This window comes from Bradyrhizobium mercantei (assembly GCF_001982635.1).
Classification (GTDB): Bacteria; Pseudomonadota; Alphaproteobacteria; order Rhizobiales; family Xanthobacteraceae; genus Bradyrhizobium; species Bradyrhizobium mercantei.
Genome location: NZ_MKFI01000007.1, coordinates 442501 through 467876, shown reverse-complemented (window position 1 = coordinate 467876; position 25376 = coordinate 442501). Strand labels below are relative to the sequence as shown.

Here is a 25376-nt window from a genome sequence, read left to right as displayed (position 1 = left end):
GGCGCCGCCATACACTAGCCGCGATTTGCCGGGTTGCGACCACGCCTCGCTCGCGATCCATCTGCGCCGTTCAGCTCCCGTCCGGCGCGGCGCTCTTCGTTGTGCGGATCGCGCCGCGCTCGAGCAGCCAGGCCACGACGGCGCGATGGTCCGCTTGCTTCGCGATGTCGAGCGGTGTCTGCCCGGACCAGGGCGCGAGCCAGTTGAGGTCAGCGCCGCGCTCGAGCAGAAATTCTGCCGCGGCGAGTTGCCCGCCATGGCAGGCGTTCCAGAACGGTCCCGAGAGCTCTTCGGCGGGGAGGGGCGCGGCCTCGAGCCGGCGAACGATCTCCGGCATCATGCCGAGCGCCGCCTCGTGCCACAGCTGTGTCCGCGCGCCGCGCCCGGCCAGCCGCCGCGCCGCCGCCCATTGGCCGTAGCCGACCGCCGACGACAGCGGCGGACCGCCGTCGATCGATGAGCCCTCATGCTCGAGATCGGCGCCGACATCGATCAGTGCATCGATCAGCGCGACATCGTCATTGCTGGCGGCCCAGTGCAGCGGCGTTTCGCGATGCCACATCGCGGCCGCCGACGCATCGAGATCGGCGCCAGCGCTCGCCAGGATCTGCACGATCGCAGCCGCGTTGGGGTTATGGCCCGGCCAGTCGGCGAACAGATGCAGCGGGCTCCTTCCGCCGCCCTTCGCATCCTCGACCACGCAGCCGGCAAGTTCGGGGTGGGACGCGAGCAGCGTGCGAAGGCGCTCGGTCTCACCGGCCTTGAGGGCTGCCGTCAGCTCTGCGGCAAGCGGGTCGTCGCTTCGCAATCTCGGCTTGTCGGTGGTCATCGTCCGCCTCCCGCAATCCCGCGCGCTTACTCGGGCCGCCAATCCTTGGCGTCGCAAACCGCACCGTCCTCTCTCAAACCGGCAAATGTTGTTCGCGCCGTGGCAAGACTTCGCGAGCGAGGTTCCGCGCTCAGCCCGGATCGAGGCCATCAGCCGCACGCGCATCCCGATGCAGCGTGCCTGAATCATGCAGCATCGTAGCGAGCTGATGCAGTTGCGCGTCGCGAAAGCCCTGCTTCTCGATCGAGGCCACCGTCGACAGCACATAGTCGCGGTTGTTGCCGGAGCGGCCATGGCCTTGCAGCACCAGGCGCTGCTGCTCCGCCAGCGACAGCCGTCCGGCATATTGCACATGGCCGCGATCGACCACATAGGCCAGCGCCGAGACGCGATCGCGCGCCGCGTTCTCCAGCCACACCGAGCGCATCACCTCGCGATAGACGTTGGTGGTCTGCTCGCGCGCCCGCAGATAGGCGATGGTGTCGTGGCGCAGGCGGGCGGCGACGCGGAACGCGATGCCGCGGCAGGCGCCGCCGCGATCGAGCCCGAGCACCAGCCCCGGCTTCTCCGGCGTGCCGCGATGGTCGAACGAATAGACGCAGAGCGCGCGATGCTCGCCGATCAGCCGCGCCGGCGCCTGCTCGAGGAACTCGAAGCCCGGCTTCCACATCAGCGAGCCGTAGCCGAACACCCAGAGGTCGCCATCGGTTTCGGAATGGGGGGGATTTGCTGACATCGCGCTGATGGGCTAGCAGAACGGGCCGTCGAAGCGAAGCAGATTCCGTGATGTTTCCAAGGGTTGCCTAAAGGTTGCCGAGGGCTTGCCCGGGGCTTGCTGCCGCTTAGATTTTGACAAATTCGCCCGCCAAAGGACGCCGCATGTCCGATATGACCTCCGCCCCCCGCCGCCGCTCGCGCTTCGGCCTCTACGCCGTCCCCGTCGCGGTCCTGATCGCTGCGGTGCTGTGGAGCGCTTTCTGGTTCTTCGCCGCCTCGCAGGTCGGCGTGCAGGCCGATGCCTGGCGCGCGCAGGAGGCGAAGGCCGGCCGGGTCTATGATTGCGGCAACCGCTCGGTGGCGGGTTACCCGTTCCGGTTCGAAGTCCGCTGCACCGATCCGAGCGTGATGCTGGTGTCACAGACCGCCTCGCCGCAGATGGCATTCGTGGCGCGGCTCGCCGAAATCCTGGTCGTGGCGCAGATCTATGATCCCAAGCTCGTGATCGCGGAGTTCAAGGGCCCGGCCACCATCGCCGAGCGCAACGCGCAGCCAACGTTGTCGGTGAACTGGCGGCTCGGACGCAGCAGCGTGGTCGGCCTGCCGGCGGTGCCGCAGCGCGCCTCGCTGGTGTTCGACGATCTCGCCATCGACCGAACCGGCGGTCCCGCGCCGACGCCCTTGATGCGCGTCAATCACATCGAGCTGCACGGAAGGCAGGTCGACGGCTCGGCGCCGGACAGCCCTGCGATCGAGACCGTGCTGCAGATCAACGGCGGCACCTTGCAGGAGGTGCATCCGCTGCTCACCCAGCCGTTCAACGCCGACATCCATGCGCGGCTGAACGGCCTGAAGGATTTCTCGCCGAAGCCGTGGCCGGATCGTTTCCGCGAGATCCAGGCGGCGGGCGGCAGCGTCGAGATCCAGCAGTCGCGGATCGAGCAGGGCGACGTGCTGTCGGTCGCCGCCGGCACGCTGCGCCTCAACGCGCAAGGCCGCATCGAGGGCGAGCTGCAGATGACGGTCGCCGGCCTCGACCGCGTCATCCCCGCGCTCGGCATCGACAAGATGCTCGAGGACGGCGTGCCGCAATCCACGCTCGATCGCGTCGCGCCCGGGGTGAAGAGCCAGGACCTCAGCAATCTGTTCGGCGCGCTGGATCGCGCGATCCCCGGCCTCGGCAAGGTGATCAAGCAGAACGCCAATGCCGGCATTTCCGCCGGCATCAATTCGCTCGGCACCGAGGCCACCCTCGAAGGCAAGAAGGCCCGCAGCTTCCCGCTGCGCTTCGCCGACGGCGCGGTGTTTTTGGGCCCGCTCAAGGTCGGGCAGATTCCGCCGCTGTTCTGAGCGGACGCATCGATCTTGTAGGGCGGATTAGCGTTAGCGTAATCCGCCATTCTTCACCATTGGCTGCGCGGCGGATTACGCCTTGGGCTAGTCCACCCTACCACCGACCGACTCTCAGGAATGTTCGAACGGCCCGACTTCGCGGATCACCTTGCAGATCTGCAGGAAGCCGCTGGCATAGAATTCGGCATGTCCGCGCTTCATGGTCTCGACGTGCTCTGGGTGAGTGCGCCAGGCTTCGAGCGCGTCCTCCGAGGCGAAGCGAAACAGGGTGATCTCTTCGCCGTCCTCTGCCTTGAATGATTTGACCGAGAGGAATCCCGGAAGGCCGCTGACGATCTCGTACATGCGCTCGCCCAGCCGGTTGTATTCGTCGAGCGGGGCGTGCTCGCGCAGCTTCAGGTCCCCAACGACAATGATTTCACCGATCATGTTCCGTCCTTTGTCCGTCGAATGTCCATGGCGGCTTGAAAGCAAGCGTCCAAACGACAATTCGAATTCGCGGCCGGTGTTGTTACGCGTCGCGCGAGATTGAGCGGCGGATGACGCTGCGCGCCAATCCCGACTTCCGCGCCGCGCGGACTCACTAATCCCTCGCGCGCGATATCGTCCGTCGCGGCAAACTATTCCCGCGGTCGCGATGAGAAAAACGTGACCGGAATATTGCGGGCCGACGCGAATATCACTCCCCGAGTACCGCTCTCTCTCGCCTGAGGAAACAACCCTGGTGTGGAGGAAGCGATGCGAATTCTCGGGGGAATTCTGCTCGGCAGCATGCTGCTGTCGGCAGGTCCGGTGTTGGCGGAGGACGATGCGTCCGAGCTGCGCGCGTTGAAGACGCGGCTCAAGCAGCTCGAACAGAAAATGGAAGTGCAGGCGCGCAAGGAGGAGGCGCTGGCGGCAAAACAGAGCGCGATGCAGCACACGCAGATGGCGGCGAAAGCGCCGGTGCCGTTCGATCCCTGCGCGTCCGGCAAGCTCTGCTACAAGGGCGTCACCTTCACCTTCGGCGGCTGGGTCGATCTCACCGGCATCTATCGCACCCGCAATCTCGCCTCCGACACCGGATCGGTCTACGCCTTCATCCCGTTCCCGCAGAGCAAGAATTTCAACACCGGCGAGTCGCGCTTCTCGGCGCGGCAGACCCGCTTCTCGGTGCTTGCGGAAGCCGAGGTGTTCGCCAACACCCGTGTCGCCGGCTACGGCGAAATGGATTTCGAAGGCGCCGCGCAGACCGCCAATTCGGTCGCGACCAACTCGTTCAACCCGCGGCTGCGGCAGGCCAGCGTCGAGATCAGCCGCACCGATCTCGGCCTGCACGTCCTGGCCGGCCAGAGCTGGTCGCTGAACGCGCCGAGCAAGGCGGGGATCGATCCGCGCGGCGTCGATGCGCCCGGCGTGATCGATTTCGAATCGGTGCCCGGCTTCCTCGCGGCGCGGCAGCCCGGCATTCGCGTCTGGCAGGATATCGGGCCCGAATTCAAGCTCGCGGTCTCGGCGGAAAACCCGCAGACCTCGTTCTTCGGCGGCAACACGCCGCTGGTCGGCACGCCCGCGGTCGGGCCGCAGGGCGTGCTCAATCCGAACCTGCTGGTCAACCTCACCGGGCCGGGCGGCAGCTTCTTCAACAACGCAAACAATGTCAGCCTCAACCACGTGCCCGACTTCACCGTGAAGGGCGCGTGGGATCCGCGGCTCGGGCCCTACAAGCTGCATGTCGAGGGCTGGGCGATGTATCGCGATTTCTACGATCGCTTCAACTTCGCCAATCACGACGTCAACACGGTGAGCTTCGGCGGGCACTTCTCGGCGGAGATCGTGCCGAAGCTGCTCGAGCTGCAAGGCTCCGCGTCGCACGGCGCGCTCGGCCGCTTCACCGCGACCCCGTTTCCGGACGCGACGGTTCGCCAGGACGGCACGATCCAGCCGCTGCCGATCACGGCGTTCCTGCTTGGCACGGTCTGGCACACGACGCCGTCGCTCGATCTCTATGCCTATGCCGGCCTCGAGAAGACCAAGGCGACGTTCTCCAATGTCGGCACCGTGCCGTTCGGCTACGGCAATCCGCTCTACAACAATCTCGGCTGCAACATCGAGAACTCGCCGGCCGCGACCTGTAACGGCAACACCTCGGAGGTCAGGCAATACACCGCCGGCTTCTACGACACGATCTTCAAGGGCGATTACGGGGCGATCAAGGCCGGCGTCCAGTATTCCTACAACCAGCGCTTCGCCTTCGCCGGTGTCGGCGGCGCGACGAAGACCGACGACCACATCGTCATGACCCAGATCCGCTACTACCCGTTCTAGCGTGTGTAGCAACCGCGAATGCGCTGCGCTCCCTCGCCCCGCCCTTGCGGGGAGAGGATTGGGGTGAGGGGCCGTCTCCGCATACACGGACACAGATGCGCTTGCGGAGGCTCCCCCTCACCCGGAATGCATCTAACGATGCATTCCGACCTCTCCCCGCACGCGGGGCGAGGTGAAGGGGGGCGTTGCTCGAGCTCGAGGGAAAGGAACACCGCACATGAGGATCATGTCCAGGCCGAAGCAGCGGGCCGTGATCGCCCGCGAGTTGATGATGGTCAGCCGCGCCGCGCATGTGCTGCAGCGAACCGGGCTCGCAATGGCAGGTAGCATGGCCGGCACCTTCGTCGCCGCCCAGCTCGCCAAGGGCCATGTCGCTGTCTTCGGCACGCTCGCCTTCATCGCGACCACGATCGTGGTCGGCGCCGTCGGCTTCTATCTCGGCATCGATGTTCCCAAGCCCGCGATGCGCGGGACCGGGCGCATCGATACCGTCGAGCTTCTGACGGCGGCCGGCATCTTCCTCGCCGCGCCGGCCGCTTTGGTGTCCGTCTATGGCATCATCTTTGACGAGATTCCGCCGCGGGCCTGGGAATTCGTGATCGGCTCGTGGTGGTTCGGCGGCGCCGTCATGCTGGCAACCGCCGGCCTCGTCGGCCGTCAGCAGCGGCCGACGCAAAAGATTGCGGCGATGCCGGCAGGGCCGATCCGGGATCAGCGGTTGCGGCGGTGAGCGCGAGCGCGGCTCCGCTGCGCAGAGCCTCAGGCGTCGCGCTGGACCAGCTCGAAGGTGATGCCCTCGGGGCCCTCGAACAGCCGGAGCTTTCGGCTGATATAGTCCATCTCGTCGCTCAGCATGGTGACGCCGTTGGCGACCAGGTGCGCGGTGGCGGCCTCGATGTCGTCGACGCGGAACGCGAGGTGATTGAAGCCCAGCTTTCGCAGGTTGGTTGGGTGCACGCCCGGATCGGTCCCGGGCGGTGGGTCGAACGCAAGCAGCTGGATTTCGAAATCCGCTCCGTCGAGTGCGAGCGTGATGTGCAGCGCTTTCATGCTCGGCATGCCCATGTACTGCGCGGGAACGCCACCGTCGATGGTCGCGACGTGGGTTTTCTTGAAGCCAAGCAGCGCGAAGAATGCGATCGCCCGGCCGGCGTCTGCCACCGCGATCGTCACATGATCCGGACTGAGTATCATCTGATCGCTCCCTGTCATCGATGCCGCGCCAGCTTACAGTGCTTCAGGCTGCTGCGGAATGACGGCAGGAATCGGATTTTCAGCTGTCATCGCCCGGCTTGACCGGGCGATCCAGTACGCCGCGGCCCATCGGTTCAATAACGACGGCCTCTGGAATACTGGATCACCCGGTCGAGCCGGGCGATGACACTGTGTGTTTGTCTTGAATCGAGAACCATCCGCATCGTCGTCCTGGTCAGGACGACGTCGGAGAAGCCGCGTGCCCCGCCTACTTCTTCAAATTCGCATGCGGCCGGCCGAAGTCGGGCGCTGCCGAATCCTGGCCGGTCTCGACGATGCCGCGGCGGATGGCGCGGGTGCGGGTGAAGTGGTCGAACAGCGCCTCGCCGTCGCCGCGCCGGATCGCGCGGGTCAGCTTCGACAGGTCCTCGGTGAAGGTCCCGAGCATCTCGAGCACGGCATCCTTGTTGGCGAGGAACACGTCGCGCCACATCGTCGGGTCGGAGGCCGCGATGCGGGTGAAGTCGCGGAAGCCGCCGGCGGAGAACTTGATCACCTCGGATTCCGTCACCTGCGCCAGTTCGTCGGCGGTGCCGACGATGGTGTAGGCGATCAGATGCGGCAGATGGCTGGTGATCGCGAGCACGAGGTCATGATGATCCGGCGTCATGATCTCGACCTTGGCGCCGAGCGCGGCCCAGAACGCCCGCAGCCGGTCGGTCGCGGCAGGGTCGGTGCCCTCGGGCGGCGTCAGGATGCACCAGCGATTGATGAAGAGCTCGGCGAAGCCGGAATCCGGCCCGGAATGCTCGGTGCCGGCCACCGGATGCGCCGGAACGAAGTGGACGGCTTTCGGCAAATGCGGCGCCATGTCCTTGACGACGGCGCCCTTCACCGAGCCGACGTCGGAGATGATGGCGCCGGGCTTCAGATACGGCGCGATCTCGGCCGCGACGGGGCCGCAGGCGCCGACCGGGATGCACAGGATGACCAGGTCGGCGTCCTTCACGGCCTCGATGTTGGTCTCGACGACGCGGTCGACGATGCCGAGCTCGGCGACGCGGGCGCGTGTTTTTTCCGAGCGCGCGGTGGTGACGATCTCGCCGACCAGGCCCTGCGCGCGCGCGCCGCGTGCGATCGAGCCGCCGATCAGGCCGAAGCCGATCAGCGCGATGCGGTTGAAGAGCGGAGCGGTGGTCACGATGTCACTTTCCGGCCAGGAAGTCGCGCAGGCCCTCGACCACGAGGCGGTTGGCTTCCTCGGTGCCAATGGTCATGCGCAGCGCATGCGGCAGCTTGTAATTGTTGAGCGCGCGCAGCACGAGGCCGCGCCGCGTCAGATAGGCGTCGGCTTCGGCCGCGGTCCTGCCCTTGTCGGTCGGGAAGTGGATCAGGACGAAATTGGCGACGCTCGGCGTCACCTTCAGCCCGAGCTTGCCGATCTCCTCGGTCAGCCAGTTGCGCCATTGTTCGGTGTGGGTGCGCGACATCTGCACATGCGCAGCGTCCTCGATCGCCGCCACCGCCGCCAGCATCGCCGGCGTCGTGACGTTGAACGGACCGCGAATCCGGTTGCAGGCATCGACGATATGCGCGGGGCCGAACATCCAGCCGACCCGCAGCGCGGCAAGGCCGTGGATCTTGGAGAAGGTGTGCGTCACGACAGTATTGTCCGTGGTCGCGACCAGCTCGATGCCGAGCTCATAGTCGTTGCGCGAGACGTAGTCGGCATAGGCGGCGTCGAGCACCAGCAGTACATGCGAGGGCAGGGCGGCGCGCAGCCGCTTGACCTCGTCGAACGGGATGTAGGTGCCGGTCGGATTGTTCGGGTTGGCGAGCCAGACGAGCTTGGTCTTCGGCGTCACCACCTTGAGGATGGCATCGACGTCGGCGGTGAAGTTGGTTTCGGCCGCGATCACGTTGCTGGCGCCGTTCGCCATGGTGGCGATCGGGTAGACCAGGAAGCCATGGGTGGTCGAGATCGCCTCGTCGCCGGGCGCGAGATAGGTGTGCGCCAGCAGATTGAGGATCTCGTCGGAGCCGGCGCCGCAGATGATGCGGTCGGGATCGAGGCCGTAGGCGCGGCCGATCGCCTCGCGCAGCACGCGCGAGGTGCCCTCCGGATAGTCCTCGAGATGGTCAGCCGCGGCCTTGTAGGCCGCGATCGCCTTCGGCGACGGCCCGAACGGCGTCTCGTTGGCGGACAGCTTGAACACCTTGCGGCCCGGTTCCGGCACCGGGCTCTTGCCGGGCGTGTAGGGCGCAATATCGAGGATGCCGGGGTTCGGCACGGGGCGGGACATAGTCTACTCCGATGGGCGGATTGGCCGATGCCTTATCTAGCTCCTGGCCGATCCGTTAGAGGGCACCGTATAGCGCGTTGCGTGGCTGCCGACGAGGGCCGAAGAGCGCACCGAGGCGCCGGCCTGGATCAGGGCAAGCTTGATCTTCTCGAAATCATGTCCGGCGACCGAGACCAGGAGGGCCGCGCCGTCGAAGGCGGTGTCGGGGACCGCGACGATCTCGGCGAGCGGCGCCAGGGCGCGAGCGACATCGGCGTTCCAGCCGGAGACGCGCACGCTCCAGGTCTGCACCTCGGTCACCATGGCATCGTCGGCGACCCGCGAGATCAGGAACACCGGCAGCGCGGCGGGATGGTCGGCGCGTTCGAGGAACGGCAGCCGCGCGATGATCTTCGGCGCGCCATCGGATTCGAGCGCAGTCCACCACGGCGTGCGGCTTGCGATCGCGGAAACCAGCGCGAGGTCGCCCCTCGATTTCGTCACCGCCTCGACCGCGGCCTGCGCGCTGAAATGCGAGACGTAGGGCACCACGAAGCCGAAGTGAAACCGCGCCGAGTCGCGCATCGCCGACTCGCCGACGGAAACGTCGGCATGCACCGCGAACGGCGCCTGCACGTAGGTGAAGGTCGAGATGATGACGCGCCAGATGCCCTCGATGGTGTCGAGCGGCAGGATGCCGCGATGGCGCTGCACCAGTTCGCGCATCATGCTGGCTTCGCGTGCCGGGCGGAACGCCGAGCCGACCTCCTGGGTCTTCTTGACCTGGATCAGGCGGTCGATGATGTCGCCGCGCGACATCAAGAGCCGGTGAACCTGCTCGTCGATCGCATCGATCTCCTTGCGCAGCTCCTGCAGCGAAGGCGGCGACGGGGGTGGGTTGGACATGCTCTCAAACCTTGTCGTCGGGGCGGCCCGTTGCCGCGTCGGACAGGGCCCCTGATTAGGAAAGACGGCCACCGAAAGCAAAGAGAAACCTCGCAGGCGTGCCTTGCGCAAACGGTTAACCATCGGCGACCGGCAAGGGGGCGTTCGCGGGCCGCCTTGACGACGGGGGGCCCGGGGACTAGGTTCGCTGTACTCCGTGGTCATTTGAGCCGGCCGGCTTGCAGCCACGTTAAACAACTCGCTAAACAGGCCGGGGACAGATCAGCTCCCGGCCGAACCTATGTTCAGGCCGGGTTTTTTATGGCCTGATTTTCTGTTCGAGCCCTCCCGCGCGGAGGCAGGGTCGCCTAGATGAGCAACGTGCGTCCGATAACGAGCCCGCAGATCCAGAGCGATGATCGCGCCCATGAGGCCGATCACCCGTCGTCATTGGTGGCGAAGTTCGGCATGGATCAGCCGCTCAAGCTCGATTGCGGCGTCGACCTCGCGCCGTTCCAGATCGCCTATCAGACCTATGGCGAGCTCAATGCCGACAGCTCCAACGCGATCCTGATCTGCCACGCGCTGACCGGCGATCAGCACGTCAACAACACCCATCCCGTCACCGGCAAGCCCGGCTGGTGGGACACCATGGTCGGCGCGGGCAAGCCGATCGATCCCGAAAAATACTTCATCATCTGCTCGAACGTGATCGGCGGCTGCATGGGCTCGACCGGGCCCGCATCGCTGAATCCCGCGACCGGCAAGGTGTGGGGGCTGGACTTCCCGATCATCACCATCCCCGACATGGTGCGCGCGCAGGCGATGCTGATCGATCGCCTCGGCATCACCACGCTGTTCTGCGTGGTCGGCGGCTCGATGGGCGGCATGCAGGTGCTGCAATGGACCGCGGCCTATCCCGAGCGCGTGTTCTCGACGCTCGCGATCGCCTGCTCGACCCGCCACTCGGCGCAGAACATCGCGTTCCACGAGCTCGGCCGCCAGGCGGTGATGGCCGATCCGGACTGGCGCGGCGGCCGCTATGTCGACGAGGACACCCATCCGCATCGCGGATTGGCTGTTGCGCGCATGGCTGCGCACATCACCTATCTCTCCGACGCCGCGCTGCATCGCAAGTTCGGGCGGCGGATGCAGGATCGCGAGCTGCCGACCTTCTCGTTCGATGCGGATTTCCAGGTCGAGAGCTATCTGCGTTACCAGGGCTCGTCCTTTGTCGAGCGCTTCGACGCCAACAGCTACCTCTACCTGACCCGCGCGATGGACTATTTCGACATCGCCGCCGACCACAACGGCGTGCTGGCGAAGGCGTTCACCGGCATCAAGACGCGGTTCTGCGTGGTATCGTTCACCAGCGACTGGCTGTTTCCGACCTCGGAATCGCGGGCGCTGGTGCATGCGCTGAATGCGTCGAGCGCACGGGTGTCGTTCGCCGAGATCGAGACCGACAGGGGGCACGACGCCTTCCTGCTCGACGTGCCCGAATTCCTGGACATCTCCCGTGCCTTCCTGCTGGCCGCAGGCAAGGCGCGCGGACTGAAGGACGGCGGCCAGTCATGAGCATGCAGCAGACACTGCCCTTGCCGGGCGTCGCGCCGGAGCGGACCGGCGGTTATCGCAGGGATCATCTCCTGGTTGCCGAAATGGTGCGGCCGGGTTCGCGCGTGCTCGACGTCGGCTGCGGCGACGGCGAATTGCTGCAACTCCTGGAGGGCCGCGGCATCGACGGCCGCGGCATCGAGCTGTCGCGCGAGGGCGTCAACGGCTGCGTCGCCAAGGGGCTCGCGGTGGTGCAGGGCGATGCCGACACCGACCTCGTCAACTATCCCGACGATGCGTTCGACTATGTGATCCTGTCGCAGACCTTGCAGGCGACGCGGCAGCCGAAGGTGGTGCTGGAGAACCTGCTGCGGATCGGCCAGCGCGCCATCGTCTCGTTCCCGAATTTCGGGTTCTGGAAGATGCGGCTGCAACTCCTGATCGGCGGCCACATGCCGCGCACCGAGAATTTGCCGGCGAGCTGGTACGACACCTCGAACATCCATTTCTGCACCATCAAGGATTTCGTGGAGCTCTGCGAGCAGATCAACGTCAAGATGGAGCGCGCGGTGGCGCTCGATCTCTACGGCCGCCCGGTGCCGCTCAACCTGCCGTGGTGGGTGTGGAACATGTTCGGCGAGCAGGGCGTGTTTTTGCTGAGCCGCGGCGGGCAGGTGAAGTAGCCATCGACGTCATTGCGAGGAGCGAAGCGACGAAGCAATCCATCTCTCCGCAGGTGCAGACGAATGGATTGCTTCGCTCCGCGCGCAATGACGGCCTAAACCGGCGCCGCCACCAGCGACCTCGGATCGCGCACCGGCCAGCGGCCGGCCTCGACCAGCGCGATGAAGCGCTCCACCATCTCGTTGAACAGCGCCGGCTCCTCGAGGTTGAGCACGTGGCCCGATTTCGGGAAGAATGACAGGCCGGCGGCCGGCAGATGCTGCTTCAGGAACATGCTGGATGCGATGCAATTGTCGTCCTCGTCGCCGCACAGGATCAGCGCCGGCGTCGCGGCGCGCCTGATGGCGTCGGTCATGGTGTAGATCGAGGGCCTGCCGCCCTGAAAGCTGCGCATCGTGTTGGCCGAGCCCTTGGCGTCGTGGCGGGCGAGCGCGGCGTAGAAGTCGGCGTGGCCGCGCGGATCCTTGACCAGGAACGGAATCCGGCTCGGCGCCTCGCGCGTGACCTTGGCGACCTCGACCGCGCCGATCGCCTCGTATTGCTCGGCATTGGCGCGGCACTGCGCGCGGAAGGCATCGAGATGCTCGAGGCTCGAGCCGGAGCCGACGGCGGCCAGCGTCATCGACAGCGCGCGCTCCGGCGCATTCAGCGCAACCTGGAGCGACGAATAGGAGCCCATCGAGAGGCCGACGAAATGCGCTTTGGCGATGCCGAGATGATCGAGCACCGCGAGCGCATCGCTGTAGAAATGCTTGTAGGTATAGACGTCGGCGCTCGCAGGCACGTCCGACGGCGTGTAGCCGCGCGCGGAATAGGCGATGCAGCGATGGCCGCGCGCGAAGTAGCGCAGCTGCGGCTCCCAGTTGGTGTGATCGGCTGCGAACTCGTGCAGGAAGATGATCGGGGTGCCGTGGCCTGCCTCCTCAAAGTGGAGGCGGACATTATCTTTCGTGGTGGCGTAGGGCATTGAAATTCTCCTCTCGTTGGCCGCCCCCAGATTTGCAGTTAATTTTCGCGGCCGCAATGCGGCAGTTCTGGTTCCTTTCTCGTCATCGAATCAGCGCGGAATGACCCAGAAATCGTTTCCGCAGCGCCGCATGAAATCTTCCTCTCGCCACATCCCGATTTTCAAAACGGCCGCCGCATTCCCTCAGGGAATGCGATGGGGATTGGGGGGCGTTGCAGAGGATCTCGTGAAGTATGGTTCAGTTGCTTGCGTATCGCCGGTCGCTTCGTGTTTTGGCGCTGGCTCTGTGTTCGCTCACTCTCGCCGTCGTTTCGGTTTCTTCGGCCTCCGCCCGTCCGCACCATCAGCGTCACGCGCATTCGGCCCATGCCGGACATCACGCGCGCCACTATGTCCGTCACCACTATCGGCATGCCGCGCGGCTGTCGCGCGCCGAGCGCCGCGCACTCGCGCAGCCGGGCGGTATCATCGAAACCAATGCGGCCGCGTTGCCGGGCAACGCTGAAGCCGTGCCCAATACCGGCGGGGTGAGCGCGGCAGACGGCTTCGGCTCGTCGGGCATCGTCGCCGCGGCGCGGCGCTATCTCGGGGGCAACCCGACCGGCCGCTCCAGCCTGTGGTGCGCGCGCTTCATGAACATGGTGCTGCAGCAGACCGGCCATCGCGGCACCGGCTCCGACATGGCGAGCTCGTTCGCCAAATACGGCACGCGCGTCTCGGGGCCGCAGGTCGGCGCCATCGCCGTGATGGGCCGCCGCGGCGGCGGGCATGTCGGCATCATCACCGGCGTCGATGCCAAGGGCAATCCGATCATGATCTCGGGCAACAGCAGCCATCGCGTTCGCGAGGTGCCGGTCTCGCGCGGCCGGATCTACGCCTATGTGATGCCGACGAACTGAGCTGTCGAAAGCCGGGCACGGCGCATGCGCGCCTTGCCCGGTGCTACGAGGCGAAACGTCTACTCGGCGGCAATCGTATCGCCGACGGCAGCATCACCGTCAGAGATGATCTCGGCGTAGATGCCGCATTCATTGTTGCCGAAGCGCTGCATCAGCGTGTTCGGGACCGAGAGGTCGCGCACGCCGGCGTCGGGATCGACATTAACCGCGGCGCAGCGGGTGATGCGCTTCACCACCTTGGCCCGTGCGCTGCCGATCGCAATGGTCTGGTCGAGCAGGCTGGCTTCATGCCAGGCCGGCCAGCCCTCGACATAGAGGTTGGCGCGGAAGCGCAGCGGATGGACCGGCGCCTGCACCATGTCCTCGATCGCCCGCAGGCTCGCCAGATTGATGATCGAGACCACCTTGCGCGGCACGTCGGAAAAACTGTGGCCGGGGCTCACCAGCACCTTGGGTGGCCCCTTGATCTGGCCGGCATGGCGATCGGCGAAATAGCGCTCGATCGCCGCGCGCCCGGCTTCGGTCTCGAGATCGCCCTGGGCCACCATCGCGCCGTCCCGGCGCAGCGTCAGCACATGGCTGTCGTCGTCGAAATGCGCGCGCAGCGGCGCCAGCCATTCGTCCCGCTGCAGCATCAGGAAATGCGGCTTCGCCAGCCATTTCGGCGCCGAGGGATCGAAACCGCTCGGGCCGTTCTCGATCGCGTAGCGGCGATCCGAGCGGAGCGTCTCGCCGACCCGCAGCGCTGCGCGGGGCAGCGGCTCGGGCGTCAGACCCTTGACGGGGTAGCGGTAGATGCCGGTGATCCGGGCGGAGGATGTGTTGTCCATCCGTCCGCTCTAGCCTGTTTGGCGAACGAGGAGAACTGCCGCCCGCGGGACAGCAGCTAGTCGGGCCGCGATGCGCCTGGCGCGTCCAGCACGCGCTGCATGAACACCAGCTCGAGCCAGCGGCCGAACTTGCGCCCGACCTCCGGCATCCGCGCGACCTCGACGAAGCCGGCCTGCGCGTGCAGCCGGAGCGAGGCGGGATTGCCGCCGTCGATGCCGGCGATCATGACGTGCTTGCCGAGCGCGGTGGCTGCGGCGATGAGCTCGTCGACGATGACGCGGCCAAGGCCGCGGCCGCGATGCTCGGCATGGATGTAGACGCTATGCTCGACGCTGTAGCGGTATCCCGGGAAGGCGCGGAAGTCGCCGAACGTGCCGTACCCCAGCACCACAGGTCCTTCGGCCGCGACCAGCACCGGATAGCCCAGCGCCAGCCGGGCCTTCATCCAGGTCAACCGCTCGGCTTCGGAATCCTGCTTCTCCGTCCAGATCGCGTTCGAGTTGACGACCGCCTCGTTGAAGATCGCGGTGATCGCAGGGACGTCCTGCTCGGCGGCGGGGCGGATAATCATTGTTAGTTTCCTCGACGAGCCTATTGAATGGACCCTATCGTCTACTATATAAGACGGTATGTCAATTATAGAAGACAGCGCCGATGAGGCCCTCGGGCGGCGGGTTCGCGCCGAACGGGAGGGGCGCGGCTGGTCGCTGGCGGAACTCGCCGGGCGGGCCGGCGTGTCCAAGGCCATGCTGAGCAAGATCGAGCGGGCGGAGGCAAGCCCGACGGCGGCGACGCTGTCGCGGATTGCCACGGCCTATGGCCTGACCATGGCCGCGCTGTTCGAGGTTGCCTCACACAGTTCCCGCCTGCAGCGGGCCAAGGATCAGCCGGTGTGGCGCGATCCCAAGGCCGCCTATCTGCGGCGGCAGGTGTTCCTGCACCCGGCCAATCCGCTGGAGCTGGTCGAGGTCGAGCTGCCTGCCCACCAGGAAGCCGGTTTCCCCGCCAGCGCCTATCACCTGGTCCGTCAGGTGGTGTGGGTGATCAGCGGCCGCCTCACCTTGATGGAAGGAGCGGAGCGCCACGAGCTCGCTGCGGGTGACCGCGTCGAGCTCGGCCCGCCGTCGGACATCGTCTTCCGTAACGAAACTGCTCAGCCCTGCCGCTACCTTGTCGCCATCGTGCGGCGCTGAGCTCGACCGGGCGAAATCGCGGACTGTGGCTCTTCCGTTTCGGAACCAAGTGCCCACATCTGCGGCAAGCCTGAAAAATGATGGCGACGACCAGAGGCTGGTTGAGGAACGTCAACGCGGCCCGCGGAAACCCAATGAAGATGCCGGAACCATGCCTGAATGGGTGGTGACGGCAGGCCGAGGGAAAACGAATGAACATTGAGAAGTACACCGAGCGCGCGCGCGGATTCATCCAGTCTGCCCAATCGCTCGCAATGCGTGACGGTCACCAGCAGTTCTCACCGCTGCATCTGTTGAAGGTGCTGCTGGACGACAATGAGGGGCTCGCCGGCGGTCTGATCGACCGTGCCGGCGGCAATTCCAGAGCGATCCTGAAATCGACCGAAGAGGCACTGAACAAGCTGCCGAAAGTCTCGGGCAACGGTGCCGGACAGGTCTACCTGTCGCCGGAGCTGGCGCGCGCCTTCGATGGGGCGGAAAAGGCCGCCGACAAGGCCGGCGACAGTTTTGTCACCGTCGAGCGGCTGCTGCTCGGGCTCACGCTCGAGAAGGGCAGCGAGGCGGCCTCCATCCTGAGCAAGGGCGGCGTCACGGCGCAGAACCTGAATGCGGCGATCGAAGCGCTGCGCAAGGGCCGCACTGCGGACAGCGCGACCGCGGAGAATGCCTATGACGCGCTGAAGAAATATGCCCGCGACCTGACCCAGGCTGCGCGCGACGGCAAGCTCGATCCCGTCATCGGCCGCGACGAGGAGATCCGCCGCACTATCCAGGTGCTGTCGCGGCGAACCAAGAACAATCCCGTCCTGATCGGTGAGCCCGGCGTCGGCAAGACCGCGATCGTCGAGGGCCTGGCGCTGCGCATCCTCAACGGCGACGTGCCGGAGAGCCTGAAGGACAAGAAGCTCTTGTCGCTCGACATGGGCGCCTTGATCGCCGGCGCGAAATATCGCGGCGAGTTCGAGGAGCGGCTGAAGTCCGTGCTGCAGGAGGTCTCGTCCGCCGAGGGCGGCATCATCCTGTTCATCGACGAGATGCACACGCTGATCGGCGCCGGCAAGGCCGACGGCGCGATGGACGCGTCCAACCTGCTGAAGCCTGCGCTGGCGCGCGGTGAGCTGCACTGTATCGGTGCGACCACGCTCGACGAGTATCGCAAGCATGTCGAGAAGGATGCTGCGCTGGCCCGCCGGTTCCAGCCGATCTATGTCAGCGAGCCGACGGTCGAGGACACCATCTCGATCCTGCGCGGCCTGAAGGACAAGTACGAGCAGCACCACGGCGTGCGCATCACCGACTCCGCGTTGGTAGCCGCGACCACGCTGTCGAACCGCTACATCACCGACCGCTTCCTGCCCGACAAGGCCATCGACCTGATGGACGAGGCGGCGGCGCGGCTCAAGATGCAGGTCGATTCCAAGCCGGAAGAGCTCGATTCGCTGGATCGCGACATCATCCGGCTCAAGATCGAGCAGGAGGCGCTGAAGAAGGAGAGCGATGCCGGTTCGAAGAGCCGTCTGCAGACGCTGGAGAAGGAGCTCGCCGGGCTCGAGGAGCGGTCGACGGCGCTGACGGCGCGCTGGAGCGCGGAGAAGAACAAGCTCTCCAACGCCCAGAAGCTAAAGAGCGAACTCGATGCGCTCCGCGTCGAGCTCGCCAATGCGCAACGTCGCGGCGAATTCCAGAAGGCGGGCGAGCTGGCCTATGGCCGGATCCCCGAGCTGGAAAGGAAGCTCGCTGACATCGAGGCGCAAGAGAACAGCAAGCCGAACGGCGGCGAGATGATGGAGGAGGCGGTCACCGCCAACCACATCGCGCAGGTCGTCTCGCGCTGGACCGGCGTGCCGGTCGACAAGATGCTCGAGGGCGAAAAGGACAAGCTCCTGAAAATGGAGGACAGTCTCGCCAAGCGCGTTGTCGGCCAGGCCGAAGCCGTGCGTGCGGTGGCAACCGCCGTTCGCCGTGCCCGCGCCGGCTTGCAGGATCCGAACCGGCCGACCGGCTCGTTCATGTTCTTGGGCCCCACCGGCGTCGGCAAGACCGAGCTGACCAAGGCGCTCGCCGCTGATTTGTTCAACGACGAGACCGCGATGGTCCGCCTCGACATGTCCGAGTTCATGGAGAAGCACTCGGTCTCGCGGCTGATCGGCGCGCCTCCCGGCTATGTCGGCTACGACGAGGGTGGTGCACTGACCGAAGCCGTTCGGCGCCGGCCCTACCAGGTCGTGCTGTTCGACGAGATCGAGAAGGCGCATCCCGACGTCTTCAACGTGCTGTTGCAGGTGCTCGACGACGGCCGCCTGACCGATGGTCAGGGCCGCACCGTCGATTTCCGCAACACGCTGATCATCATGACCTCGAACCTCGGTTCGGAATTCCTGGTGAATCAACCGGAAGGCGAGGACACCGCTGCGGTCCGCGATCAGGTGATGGGCGTCGTGCGGGCGCATTTCAGGCCGGAATTCCTGAACCGCATCGACGAGATCATCCTGTTCCATCGGCTGCAGAAGAGCGAGATGGGCCGCATCGTCGAGATCCAGTTCGCGCGGCTGAGGAAGCTGCTCGAGGATCGCAAGATCGAGCTCACGCTCGATCCGAAGGCGCGGGATTGGCTCGCGGAAAAGGGCTGGGATCCGGCTTACGGCGCCCGCCCGCTGAAGCGGGTGATCCAGCGCAGCGTGCAGGATCCGCTGGCCGAGATGATCCTCGCCGGCGAGGTCAAGGACGGCGATCGCGTGGTGATTTCGGAGAAAGGCAACGTGCTGATCTTCAACGGTCAGGTGCCCAAGACAGCCGAGATCGTGCAGTTCGAGGCCCCGGTCTCGAAGCGCAAGCTGAACTGATCGTAACGACGAGAGCCCTCTCCGCGCGCCGCGGGGAGGGCTTGCTTCTTGGACTACGCTTGCGGGACGGTGGGCGGTGACGGCTCGTCGTCTTCGGCAGGCTCGAGTTCGGAGAGGATGTCGACCAGCTCGCGGGCGCGGCCGGTGGCGAGCGGCTTGCCGGCATTGATCAGCGGCTCGTCATTGGCGAGCCAGGCCTGCGCCTCGGCGAGCTCGGCGACGGTCGCCCCCGATGCGATGATTTTCGCGATCGTGACGTCGTCGGCGTTGCTGACGGCCTTCAACACGTCGTCACGGGTGAGGCTGGTCATGCGCGCCTCCTCTGCAAGCGGTTGCCCAGCCGGGACAAGCCGAATCGGGCGCGAATCGTTCCGTTTGGGGCGGCTTTGGAGAGGTTCCGCGATCAGCGGTTGGTGGTGATGGAGCGCGTCTGCGACGTCGAGCTCGTGGCATCCGAGACGATGCGCGAGCTGCCGCGGCTGGACATCTGGGCTTCGATCCGGTCGCGCTCCTTCTCGAAGTTCGCCAGCATCGGACCTTCGAGCGATCGGCCGCGCGGCAGTTTCACGCGCATCGGGTCGACGAATCGGCCGTTGACCAGGATCTCGTAATGGACGTGCGGGCCGGTCGACTGGCCGGTCGAACCGACGAAGCCGATCACCTGGCCCTGCCGCACCTTCTTGCCGATCTCCATGCCCTTGGCGAAGGCCGACATGTGGCCGTAGGCCGTCTCATAGCCATTCGCATGCTTCATGCGGATATATTTGCCGTAGCCGCCCTCGTATCCGACCTTCTCGAGCACGCCATTGCCGGAAGCGAAGATCGGCGTGCCGTAGGCGGTGGCCCAGTCGACGCCGGTGTGCATCTTCACGTAGCCGAGGATCGGGTGGCGGCGGCCGCCGAAGCCCGAGCGCATGATCGCGTTGTTGACCGGCTTGCGCACCAGGAACTTCTTCGCGCTCTTGCCGGTCTCGTCATAGTAGTCGACGACGCCGTCGTCGGAGCTCTGGAAGCGGTAGTATTTCTTGGTCTCGCCGCCCACGGTCAGCGCGGCGTACAGCACTTCGGTCTTTTCGGTGCTGGTGACGCCCTCGTCCTCGCCGGCATAGAAGACGTCGAAGGAGTCGCCGGGCTGGACCTTGCGCTGGAAATCGACGTCGTAGGAGTAGATCTTGACCATGTCGTCGATCACGGTCGGCGGCACCTTGTTGCGCAGCGCGGTCTCGTAAATGCTCTGATAGAGCCGCACGCCGCTGCCATCATCCTCGTCGTCGTCGCTGGAATTGTCGGCGGTATCGGTCGTGGTGTTCATGCTCTGCACGTCGACGGCGACGTATTTGCCGAGGTCGGACAGCGCAGCGACGGCTTCGACGATGGAGTCATTCGCGACGATCACCCGATAGGGTTGCAGCCGGGCGCCCGGTGCTGCCGGCGCCATCAGGATCCGCACCTTCTGGCCTTCCTTCAAGCCGCCGTCGCGGCCGCGCGGACCAAGCGTTGCGGCAATCGCCTTCGCCTCGTCGGGCGTCGCGCCCTGGTCGCGCAGGATCGAGGTGATGCTGTCGCCCTTCTTGACGAGGTGAACCCGTTCGCCGACCGGGTTGCCGCCGGTGACCTGCTCCTTGGTCTTCGGCAGCAGCGTGACGTTTTCCGGCACCACGCGGGTCTCGAAGCCCGCATACGGATCGGAGGTGTTGCCCTCGGTGGCGTAGGCCATCCGCATATCGGGGCCGGCGCCGCTGGCATCGGCCGCCGCATTGGCGAGCGAGGCGTAGCGCACCGAGTTGCCGGAGCCGCGCCAATTGGCGGCGTCGCGGACCCGCATCAGGATGTCGTCGAGCCCGACACCTGCGGCGAGCTTGGCTTTCGGCAGCACGGATCCGAGATCCTTGGTGACGAAGGAGACCTCGGCGTCGGGTTCGGCGGCCGCCGCCGCATTCGGATCCTCGGTTGCCGCCGGCGTGTCGGAGCCGACATCGGTCAACAGACGCTGCGCGTTGAACGGCGGTATCTTGGACGACAGATCGCTCGTGGTCATCGAGAGATTGCCGGAAATCCGGATGAAGGGCCGCACCCGCATCACGTCGCGATTGCCGACGCGGGTCACGGTCGAGACGCGCACCAGGCTGCGGGAGGCGGAGTTTTCGCTTGGCGGCGGCAGGCGGTCACCCTTGTGCAGGCTGACGACGCGATCATTGCCGGTGAAGGCGCCGCGCAGCGCGCCTTCGACGCGCTCCGGCACCTTGGCGAAGGTCATCTCGCCGTCGAGCGACGCAAAAACGGCGCCGCCGATCAGGGCCGCGCCACATAGACCAGTCAGAATGGTGCCGCTGAACCATTGAACGGAGACACGGCGGCGATCGATCACCGCAGCCTCGGTGCCGTCGACTGAGAGCGGCGGTTCGTGACCGAGATCGATCATCCCGGTCTCGCGCCCAATGCCGCTTCCGCGTGACGCCCGTTGGCTCAACCCGATATCCCCCCAAATTCCAGCAACTGCGATCGTCCTCTGCTCGTCCTCATCTCTACCTCGCTCCCTCCGAGAGGGATTTCGGCAGTGTGGCGAGCCACACGCATCGAAGTCGAAGAGACGAAGGCCATTTGCTGGCCGTACTCTCGAACGTCAATGGTGTGCAGATCTCTCGATATTGCTCGGCCGCGTAGGGAAGAGGCGACGGGTTCTCGAAGAAATCGCCTGGTCCCCTGACAAAACCACCCGAGCCCCCACTGGTTTCGAGCGGTTCATTGCATTCGTTATAGCGAGAACGTCGCAGGATTGTGGCTCAAGTGCGGCATTTAGGGTGGAAAAGTTTCCTGAAGCGGGTAGGTGCCGCCGCCCGGCTGGAGTGGCTTGAGCCGATTGGAACCCGTTCCGAAGGGCCTCACGGGCTCTCCGGCGACAAACTTTTTTTGAAGTTTTTTACCACGTGGGTTCGGTGACGCATTTTTACCTCCGACCTAAGTCACGGAAAGCGCGAGACTTTCTTCGCACTGCACAATCGATTTGGGCGTGCGACGATTTGTTGACAATGGGCGTTGACAATCCGGAGGGGTGGGGACTATAAACCAACCACTGAGCGCGGCGCCGCCGGGTCACTGACCAAGGCGAGCGAACGCGCCTCTGATGCTCCTCACTTAGATGAGTGACACAACAGCCGACATAAATCGGTTGAGGTTCACTGTCTGCCGGTGAAGGGTAGAACCACCCTCTAAGGGTGTGGGGTCGTCTGATCCCGGGCTGTTTGACAAGTGAAGATGAAGAAAGAGAAACGTGGACGGCGGAGTCCTTGCGTCTCTCGGAATACTCGAAAGCTTCGGCTTTTGACTTCTGAGAGTGGACGAAAGACTTCGGCGGTACACGTTTAAAGGTTACACCATCGCTGCCAACGATGTGAATCGCAGGCGGCTCGTTGACTTCGGTCGACGAAGAATGGTGGGACCTCGTCAAACGTTGTGATCAGCCGGTTCAAAGGTTTCAAGTCCAACTTGAGAGTTTGATCCTGGCTCAGAGCGAACGCTGGCGGCAGGCTTAACACATGCAAGTCGAGCGGGCATAGCAATATGTCAGCGGCAGACGGGTGAGTAACGCGTGGGAACGTACCTTTTGGTTCGGAACAACACAGGGAAACTTGTGCTAATACCGGATAAGCCCTTACGGGGAAAGATTTATCGCCGAAAGATCGGCCCGCGTCTGATTAGCTAGTTGGTGAGGTAATGGCTCACCAAGGCGACGATCAGTAGCTGGTCTGAGAGGATGATCAGCCACATTGGGACTGAGACACGGCCCAAACTCCTACGGGAGGCAGCAGTGGGGAATATTGGACAATGGGCGCAAGCCTGATCCAGCCATGCCGCGTGAGTGATGAAGGCCCTAGGGTTGTAAAGCTCTTTTGTGCGGGAAGATAATGACGGTACCGCAAGAATAAGCCCCGGCTAACTTCGTGCCAGCAGCCGCGGTAATACGAAGGGGGCTAGCGTTGCTCGGAATCACTGGGCGTAAAGGGTGCGTAGGCGGGTCTTTAAGTCAGGGGTGAAATCCTGGAGCTCAACTCCAGAACTGCCTTTGATACTGAAGATCTTGAGTTCGGGAGAGGTGAGTGGAACTGCGAGTGTAGAGGTGAAATTCGTAGATATTCGCAAGAACACCAGTGGCGAAGGCGGCTCACTGGCCCGATACTGACGCTGAGGCACGAAAGCGTGGGGAGCAAACAGGATTAGATACCCTGGTAGTCCACGCCGTAAACGATGAATGCCAGCCGTTAGTGGGTTTACTCACTAGTGGCGCAGCTAACGCTTTAAGCATTCCGCCTGGGGAGTACGGTCGCAAGATTAAAACTCAAAGGAATTGACGGGGGCCCGCACAAGCGGTGGAGCATGTGGTTTAATTCGACGCAACGCGCAGAACCTTACCAGCCCTTGACATCCCGGTCGCGGACTCCAGAGACGGAGTTCTTCAGTTCGGCTGGACCGGAGACAGGTGCTGCATGGCTGTCGTCAGCTCGTGTCGTGAGATGTTGGGTTAAGTCCCGCAACGAGCGCAACCCCCGTCCTTAGTTGCTACCATTTAGTTGAGCACTCTAAGGAGACTGCCGGTGATAAGCCGCGAGGAAGGTGGGGATGACGTCAAGTCCTCATGGCCCTTACGGGCTGGGCTACACACGTGCTACAATGGCGGTGACAATGGGATGCTAAGGGGCGACCCTTCGCAAATCTCAAAAAGCCGTCTCAGTTCGGATTGGGCTCTGCAACTCGAGCCCATGAAGTTGGAATCGCTAGTAATCGTGGATCAGCACGCCACGGTGAATACGTTCCCGGGCCTTGTACACACCGCCCGTCACACCATGGGAGTTGGTTTTACCTGAAGACGGTGCGCTAACCGAAAGGGGGCAGCCGGCCACGGTAGGGTCAGCGACTGGGGTGAAGTCGTAACAAGGTAGCCGTAGGGGAACCTGCGGCTGGATCACCTCCTTTCTAAGGATGATCCTTCAGCGAGCTCACGCTCACTATCGGATCGTTTTAGAAACATTCAGGGGCCAACAGTTTCAGGATTGTTGAGCTCCATTGGCGGGATTTCGCCGTCTTCGTTTCTCTTTCTTCGCGGACGAACACGCGCCAGGGGCTGAGCGCTGTGCGATGCACCGACTTCGCGTCGGGTGCGCGCCGGCATGTCTCTCGTGTTAGGGGCTTGTAGCTCAGTTGGTTAGAGCGCGCGCTTGATAAGCGTGAGGTCGGAAGTTCAAGTCTTCCCAGGCCCACCATTTTGATCGAGTGCGGAGCATTCGTCTTCTGGTACGGGGCCATAGCTCAGCTGGGAGAGCGCGTGCTTTGCAAGCATGAGGTCGTCGGTTCGATCCCGTCTGGCTCCACCAGATGGAATTGAAGCTCGAGACTACTCTGCTTAGCAGGCTCTGTTCATATCGTCCGCGAAACATCACTTCGCACTCATTGGTCCGGATGGACGGTGACGTGCGTGTTTTCTGACATCGTAAAGAGGAGATCGATCCGAGTTTGGATCTGCGAAGCAATTCGCGGGTACCATTCCTAATCTCCAGATCGTTTTCGGCGCTCGTTCATCGCAGCTCACCGCAAGGTGAGTGAGATGATCGAGTTGTAAAACGATCTTTGTAGCGAAGCTTGACCGCCTCGCTATCGGGCCGATCTTACGAAGCAAGCTGGTCTTTCTAGTCAATGTCCGGCTGCGCAATCGCATTCATCGAGGATGCGTGCCTGAGACTTCGGTCTTCGGGCAGTTGTGCAGACAACATTCTGCCGAGTGTGTGGACATTGATAATGAGAGCAATCAAGTGCCTTAAGGGTGTTCGGTGGATGCCTTGGCGCTGAGAGGCGATGAAGGACGTGCTACGCTGCGATAAGCCGTGGGGAGCTGCGAAGAAGCTTTGATCCACGGATTTCCGAATGGGGAAACCCACCTTCGATAGCCGGAACTCCAAGACCTTGTGTTTTGGGGTTCGACCAGAAATGGAAGAAATCAGACCGCGAGGTTTTGGATTTCCGGTTATCAAGAGAAGGTATGAGACTTCCGAATAAAATAGGAGGTTTTAAGCAAACCCAGGGAACTGAAACATCTAAGTACCTGGAGGAAAGGACATCAATCGAGACTCCGTTAGTAGTGGCGAGCGAACGCGGACCAGGCCAGTGATACATCAAAGACAATCGGAACCAGTCAGGAAAGCTGGGCCTCAGAGGGTGATAGCCCCGTACGAGTAATGCGATGATGTATCCACGAGTAAGGCGGGACACGTGTAATCCTGTCTGAACACGGGGGGACCACCCTCCAAGCCTAAGTACTCCTCAGCGACCGATAGCGAACCAGTACCGTGAGGGAAAGGTGAAAAGCACCCCGACGAGGGGAGTGAAATAGACCTGAAACCGGACACCTACAAACAGACGGAGCCCAAGATACGTTCTGGGTGACGTCGTACCTTTTGTATTATGGGCCAGCGACTTAATTTAACGAGCAAGCTTAAGCCGATAGGCGAAGGCGTAGCGAAAGCGAGTCTGAATAGGGCGTCAAGTTCGTTGTATTAGACCCGAAACCTAGTGATCTAGCCATGAGCAGGTTGAAGGTGAGGTAACACTCACTGGAGGACCGAACGGGTGCCTGTTGAAAAAGGCTCCGATGACTTGTGGTTAGGGGTGAAAGGCCAATCAAACTGGGAAATAGCTGGTTCTCCGCGAAAGATATTTAGGTATCGCCTCGGATGAATACCTCAGGGGGTAGAGCACTGGATGGGCTAGGGGGACTTACCGTCTTACCAAACCCAACCAAACTCCGAATACCTGAGAGTACTATCCGGGAGTCACACGGCGGGTG

20 protein-coding genes, 2 tRNA genes, 2 rRNA genes and 1 riboswitch (1 of these 25 running past the window's edge) are annotated in these 25376 nt (G+C 64.0%); of the genes, 12 read left to right on the top strand and 12 right to left on the bottom strand.

Annotated elements, in window-relative coordinates; all coding sequences use genetic code 11:
* Nucleotides 1-70: 70 nt before the first annotated feature.
* Both BI327_RS32040 and BI327_RS32035 read right to left on the bottom strand, forming a co-directional pair.
* The gene (locus BI327_RS32040) at nt 71-829 is read right to left on the bottom strand and encodes an ankyrin repeat domain-containing protein (RefSeq protein ID WP_076865278.1); all 759 of its coding nucleotides are present in this window, start codon (nt 827-829) and stop codon (nt 71-73) included.
* A 130-nt stretch (nt 830-959) separates the two neighbouring features.
* Nucleotides 960-1565 (bottom strand): gamma-glutamylcyclotransferase, encoded by a 606-nt coding sequence (locus BI327_RS32035; RefSeq protein WP_076865276.1) that lies wholly within the window; start codon nt 1563-1565, stop codon nt 960-962.
* Nucleotides 1566-1708: 143 nt separating this feature from the next.
* Here BI327_RS32035 and BI327_RS32030 point away from each other — a divergent pair, with 143 nt between their 5' ends.
* Complete coding sequence (locus BI327_RS32030) at nt 1709-2896, top strand: DUF2125 domain-containing protein (protein WP_076865274.1); 1188 nt, start codon at nt 1709-1711, stop codon at nt 2894-2896.
* A 114-nt stretch (nt 2897-3010) separates the two neighbouring features.
* Here the strand turns inward: BI327_RS32030 and BI327_RS32025 are convergent, their stop codons facing one another.
* On the bottom strand, nt 3011-3328 hold the full coding sequence (locus tag BI327_RS32025; protein ID WP_076865272.1) for an antibiotic biosynthesis monooxygenase family protein: 318 nt from the start codon (nt 3326-3328) through the stop codon (nt 3011-3013).
* A 309-nt stretch (nt 3329-3637) separates the two neighbouring features.
* Here BI327_RS32025 and BI327_RS32020 point away from each other — a divergent pair, with 309 nt between their 5' ends.
* Nucleotides 3638-5206: a hypothetical protein gene (locus BI327_RS32020; protein WP_245334994.1), complete on the top strand. Its 1569-nt coding sequence runs from the start codon at nt 3638-3640 to the stop codon at nt 5204-5206.
* 217 nt (nt 5207-5423) lie between these two features.
* Entirely contained in the window at nt 5424-5936 is a 513-nt protein-coding gene (locus tag BI327_RS32015) for a hypothetical protein (protein ID WP_076865268.1), read from the top strand.
* A 29-nt stretch (nt 5937-5965) separates the two neighbouring features.
* Here BI327_RS32015 and BI327_RS32010 read toward each other — a convergent pair whose 3' ends face one another.
* The 4 genes from BI327_RS32010 to BI327_RS31995 form a co-directional block, all read right to left on the bottom strand.
* A complete protein-coding gene (locus BI327_RS32010; protein ID WP_076865266.1) occupies nt 5966-6400 on the bottom strand; it encodes a VOC family protein in 435 nt (144 codons plus the stop codon).
* Between the two features lie 268 nt (nt 6401-6668).
* Nucleotides 6669-7601 carry a prephenate/arogenate dehydrogenase family protein gene (locus BI327_RS32005; protein WP_076865264.1) on the bottom strand — a complete coding sequence of 311 codons (933 nt, stop codon included), beginning with the start codon at nt 7599-7601 and terminating at the stop codon, nt 6669-6671.
* A gap of 4 nt (nt 7602-7605) precedes the next feature.
* A complete protein-coding gene (gene hisC, locus BI327_RS32000) occupies nt 7606-8703 on the bottom strand; it encodes a histidinol-phosphate transaminase (protein WP_076865263.1) in 1098 nt (365 codons plus the stop codon).
* Between the two features lie 36 nt (nt 8704-8739).
* Nucleotides 8740-9588 carry a chorismate mutase gene (locus tag BI327_RS31995; protein WP_076865261.1) on the bottom strand — a complete coding sequence of 283 codons (849 nt, stop codon included), beginning with the start codon at nt 9586-9588 and terminating at the stop codon, nt 8740-8742.
* A 186-nt stretch (nt 9589-9774) separates the two neighbouring features.
* Nucleotides 9775-9854: riboswitch (SAM riboswitch) on the top strand.
* Between the two features lie 85 nt (nt 9855-9939).
* Here BI327_RS31995 and metX point away from each other — a divergent pair.
* Both metX and metW read left to right on the top strand, forming a co-directional pair.
* Entirely contained in the window at nt 9940-11145 is a 1206-nt protein-coding gene (gene metX / locus BI327_RS31990; RefSeq protein ID WP_076865259.1) for a homoserine O-acetyltransferase MetX, read from the top strand.
* A complete protein-coding gene (gene metW, locus BI327_RS31985; protein ID WP_076865257.1) occupies nt 11142-11807 on the top strand; it encodes a methionine biosynthesis protein MetW in 666 nt (221 codons plus the stop codon). Before metX ends, metW begins: the two co-directional genes overlap by 4 nt.
* A gap of 95 nt (nt 11808-11902) precedes the next feature.
* On the opposite strand, the gene BI327_RS31980 is transcribed toward metW, so the two are convergent.
* On the bottom strand, nt 11903-12775 hold the full coding sequence (locus BI327_RS31980) for an alpha/beta fold hydrolase (RefSeq protein ID WP_076865255.1): 873 nt from the start codon (nt 12773-12775) through the stop codon (nt 11903-11905).
* 233 nt (nt 12776-13008) lie between these two features.
* On the opposite strand from BI327_RS31980, the gene BI327_RS31975 reads away from it, so the two are divergent.
* On the top strand, nt 13009-13674 hold the full coding sequence (locus tag BI327_RS31975; RefSeq protein ID WP_076865253.1) for a TIGR02594 family protein: 666 nt from the start codon (nt 13009-13011) through the stop codon (nt 13672-13674).
* Between the two features lie 59 nt (nt 13675-13733).
* On the opposite strand, the gene BI327_RS31970 is transcribed toward BI327_RS31975, so the two are convergent.
* Together BI327_RS31970 and BI327_RS31965 are read right to left on the bottom strand one after the other, a co-directional pair.
* Entirely contained in the window at nt 13734-14504 is a 771-nt protein-coding gene (locus BI327_RS31970; RefSeq protein WP_076865251.1) for an MOSC domain-containing protein, read from the bottom strand.
* Between the two features lie 56 nt (nt 14505-14560).
* A complete protein-coding gene (locus tag BI327_RS31965; protein WP_076865249.1) occupies nt 14561-15076 on the bottom strand; it encodes a GNAT family N-acetyltransferase in 516 nt (171 codons plus the stop codon).
* Nucleotides 15077-15134: 58 nt separating this feature from the next.
* Here BI327_RS31965 and BI327_RS31960 point away from each other — a divergent pair, with 58 nt between their 5' ends.
* A complete protein-coding gene (locus tag BI327_RS31960; RefSeq protein WP_076865248.1) occupies nt 15135-15698 on the top strand; it encodes a helix-turn-helix domain-containing protein in 564 nt (187 codons plus the stop codon).
* A 191-nt stretch (nt 15699-15889) separates the two neighbouring features.
* Nucleotides 15890-18541, top strand: coding sequence for an ATP-dependent chaperone ClpB (clpB, locus tag BI327_RS31955; RefSeq protein ID WP_076865246.1), 2652 nt, complete (start codon nt 15890-15892; stop codon nt 18539-18541).
* Nucleotides 18542-18594: 53 nt separating this feature from the next.
* On the opposite strand, the gene BI327_RS31950 is transcribed toward clpB, so the two are convergent.
* Together BI327_RS31950 and BI327_RS31945 are read right to left on the bottom strand one after the other, a co-directional pair.
* The gene (locus BI327_RS31950) at nt 18595-18852 is read right to left on the bottom strand and encodes a hypothetical protein (protein WP_076865245.1); all 258 of its coding nucleotides are present in this window, start codon (nt 18850-18852) and stop codon (nt 18595-18597) included.
* Between the two features lie 92 nt (nt 18853-18944).
* Nucleotides 18945-21011, bottom strand: coding sequence for a M23 family metallopeptidase (locus BI327_RS31945; protein WP_076865243.1), 2067 nt, complete (start codon nt 21009-21011; stop codon nt 18945-18947).
* 1012 nt (nt 21012-22023) lie between these two features.
* On the opposite strand from BI327_RS31945, the gene BI327_RS31940 reads away from it, so the two are divergent.
* From BI327_RS31940 to BI327_RS31925, 4 genes are all read left to right on the top strand, one after another.
* Nucleotides 22024-23512: ribosomal RNA gene (locus tag BI327_RS31940) — 16S ribosomal RNA — on the top strand.
* Nucleotides 23513-23722: 210 nt separating this feature from the next.
* Nucleotides 23723-23799 (top strand) — tRNA-Ile (locus BI327_RS31935).
* 35 nt (nt 23800-23834) lie between these two features.
* Nucleotides 23835-23910 (top strand) — tRNA-Ala (locus BI327_RS31930).
* Nucleotides 23911-24339: 429 nt separating this feature from the next.
* Nucleotides 24340-25376 (top strand): 23S ribosomal RNA (locus BI327_RS31925); it runs 1803 nt beyond the window's last position.
* The 16S and 23S rRNA genes sit together here with 2 tRNA genes alongside, the layout of an rRNA operon.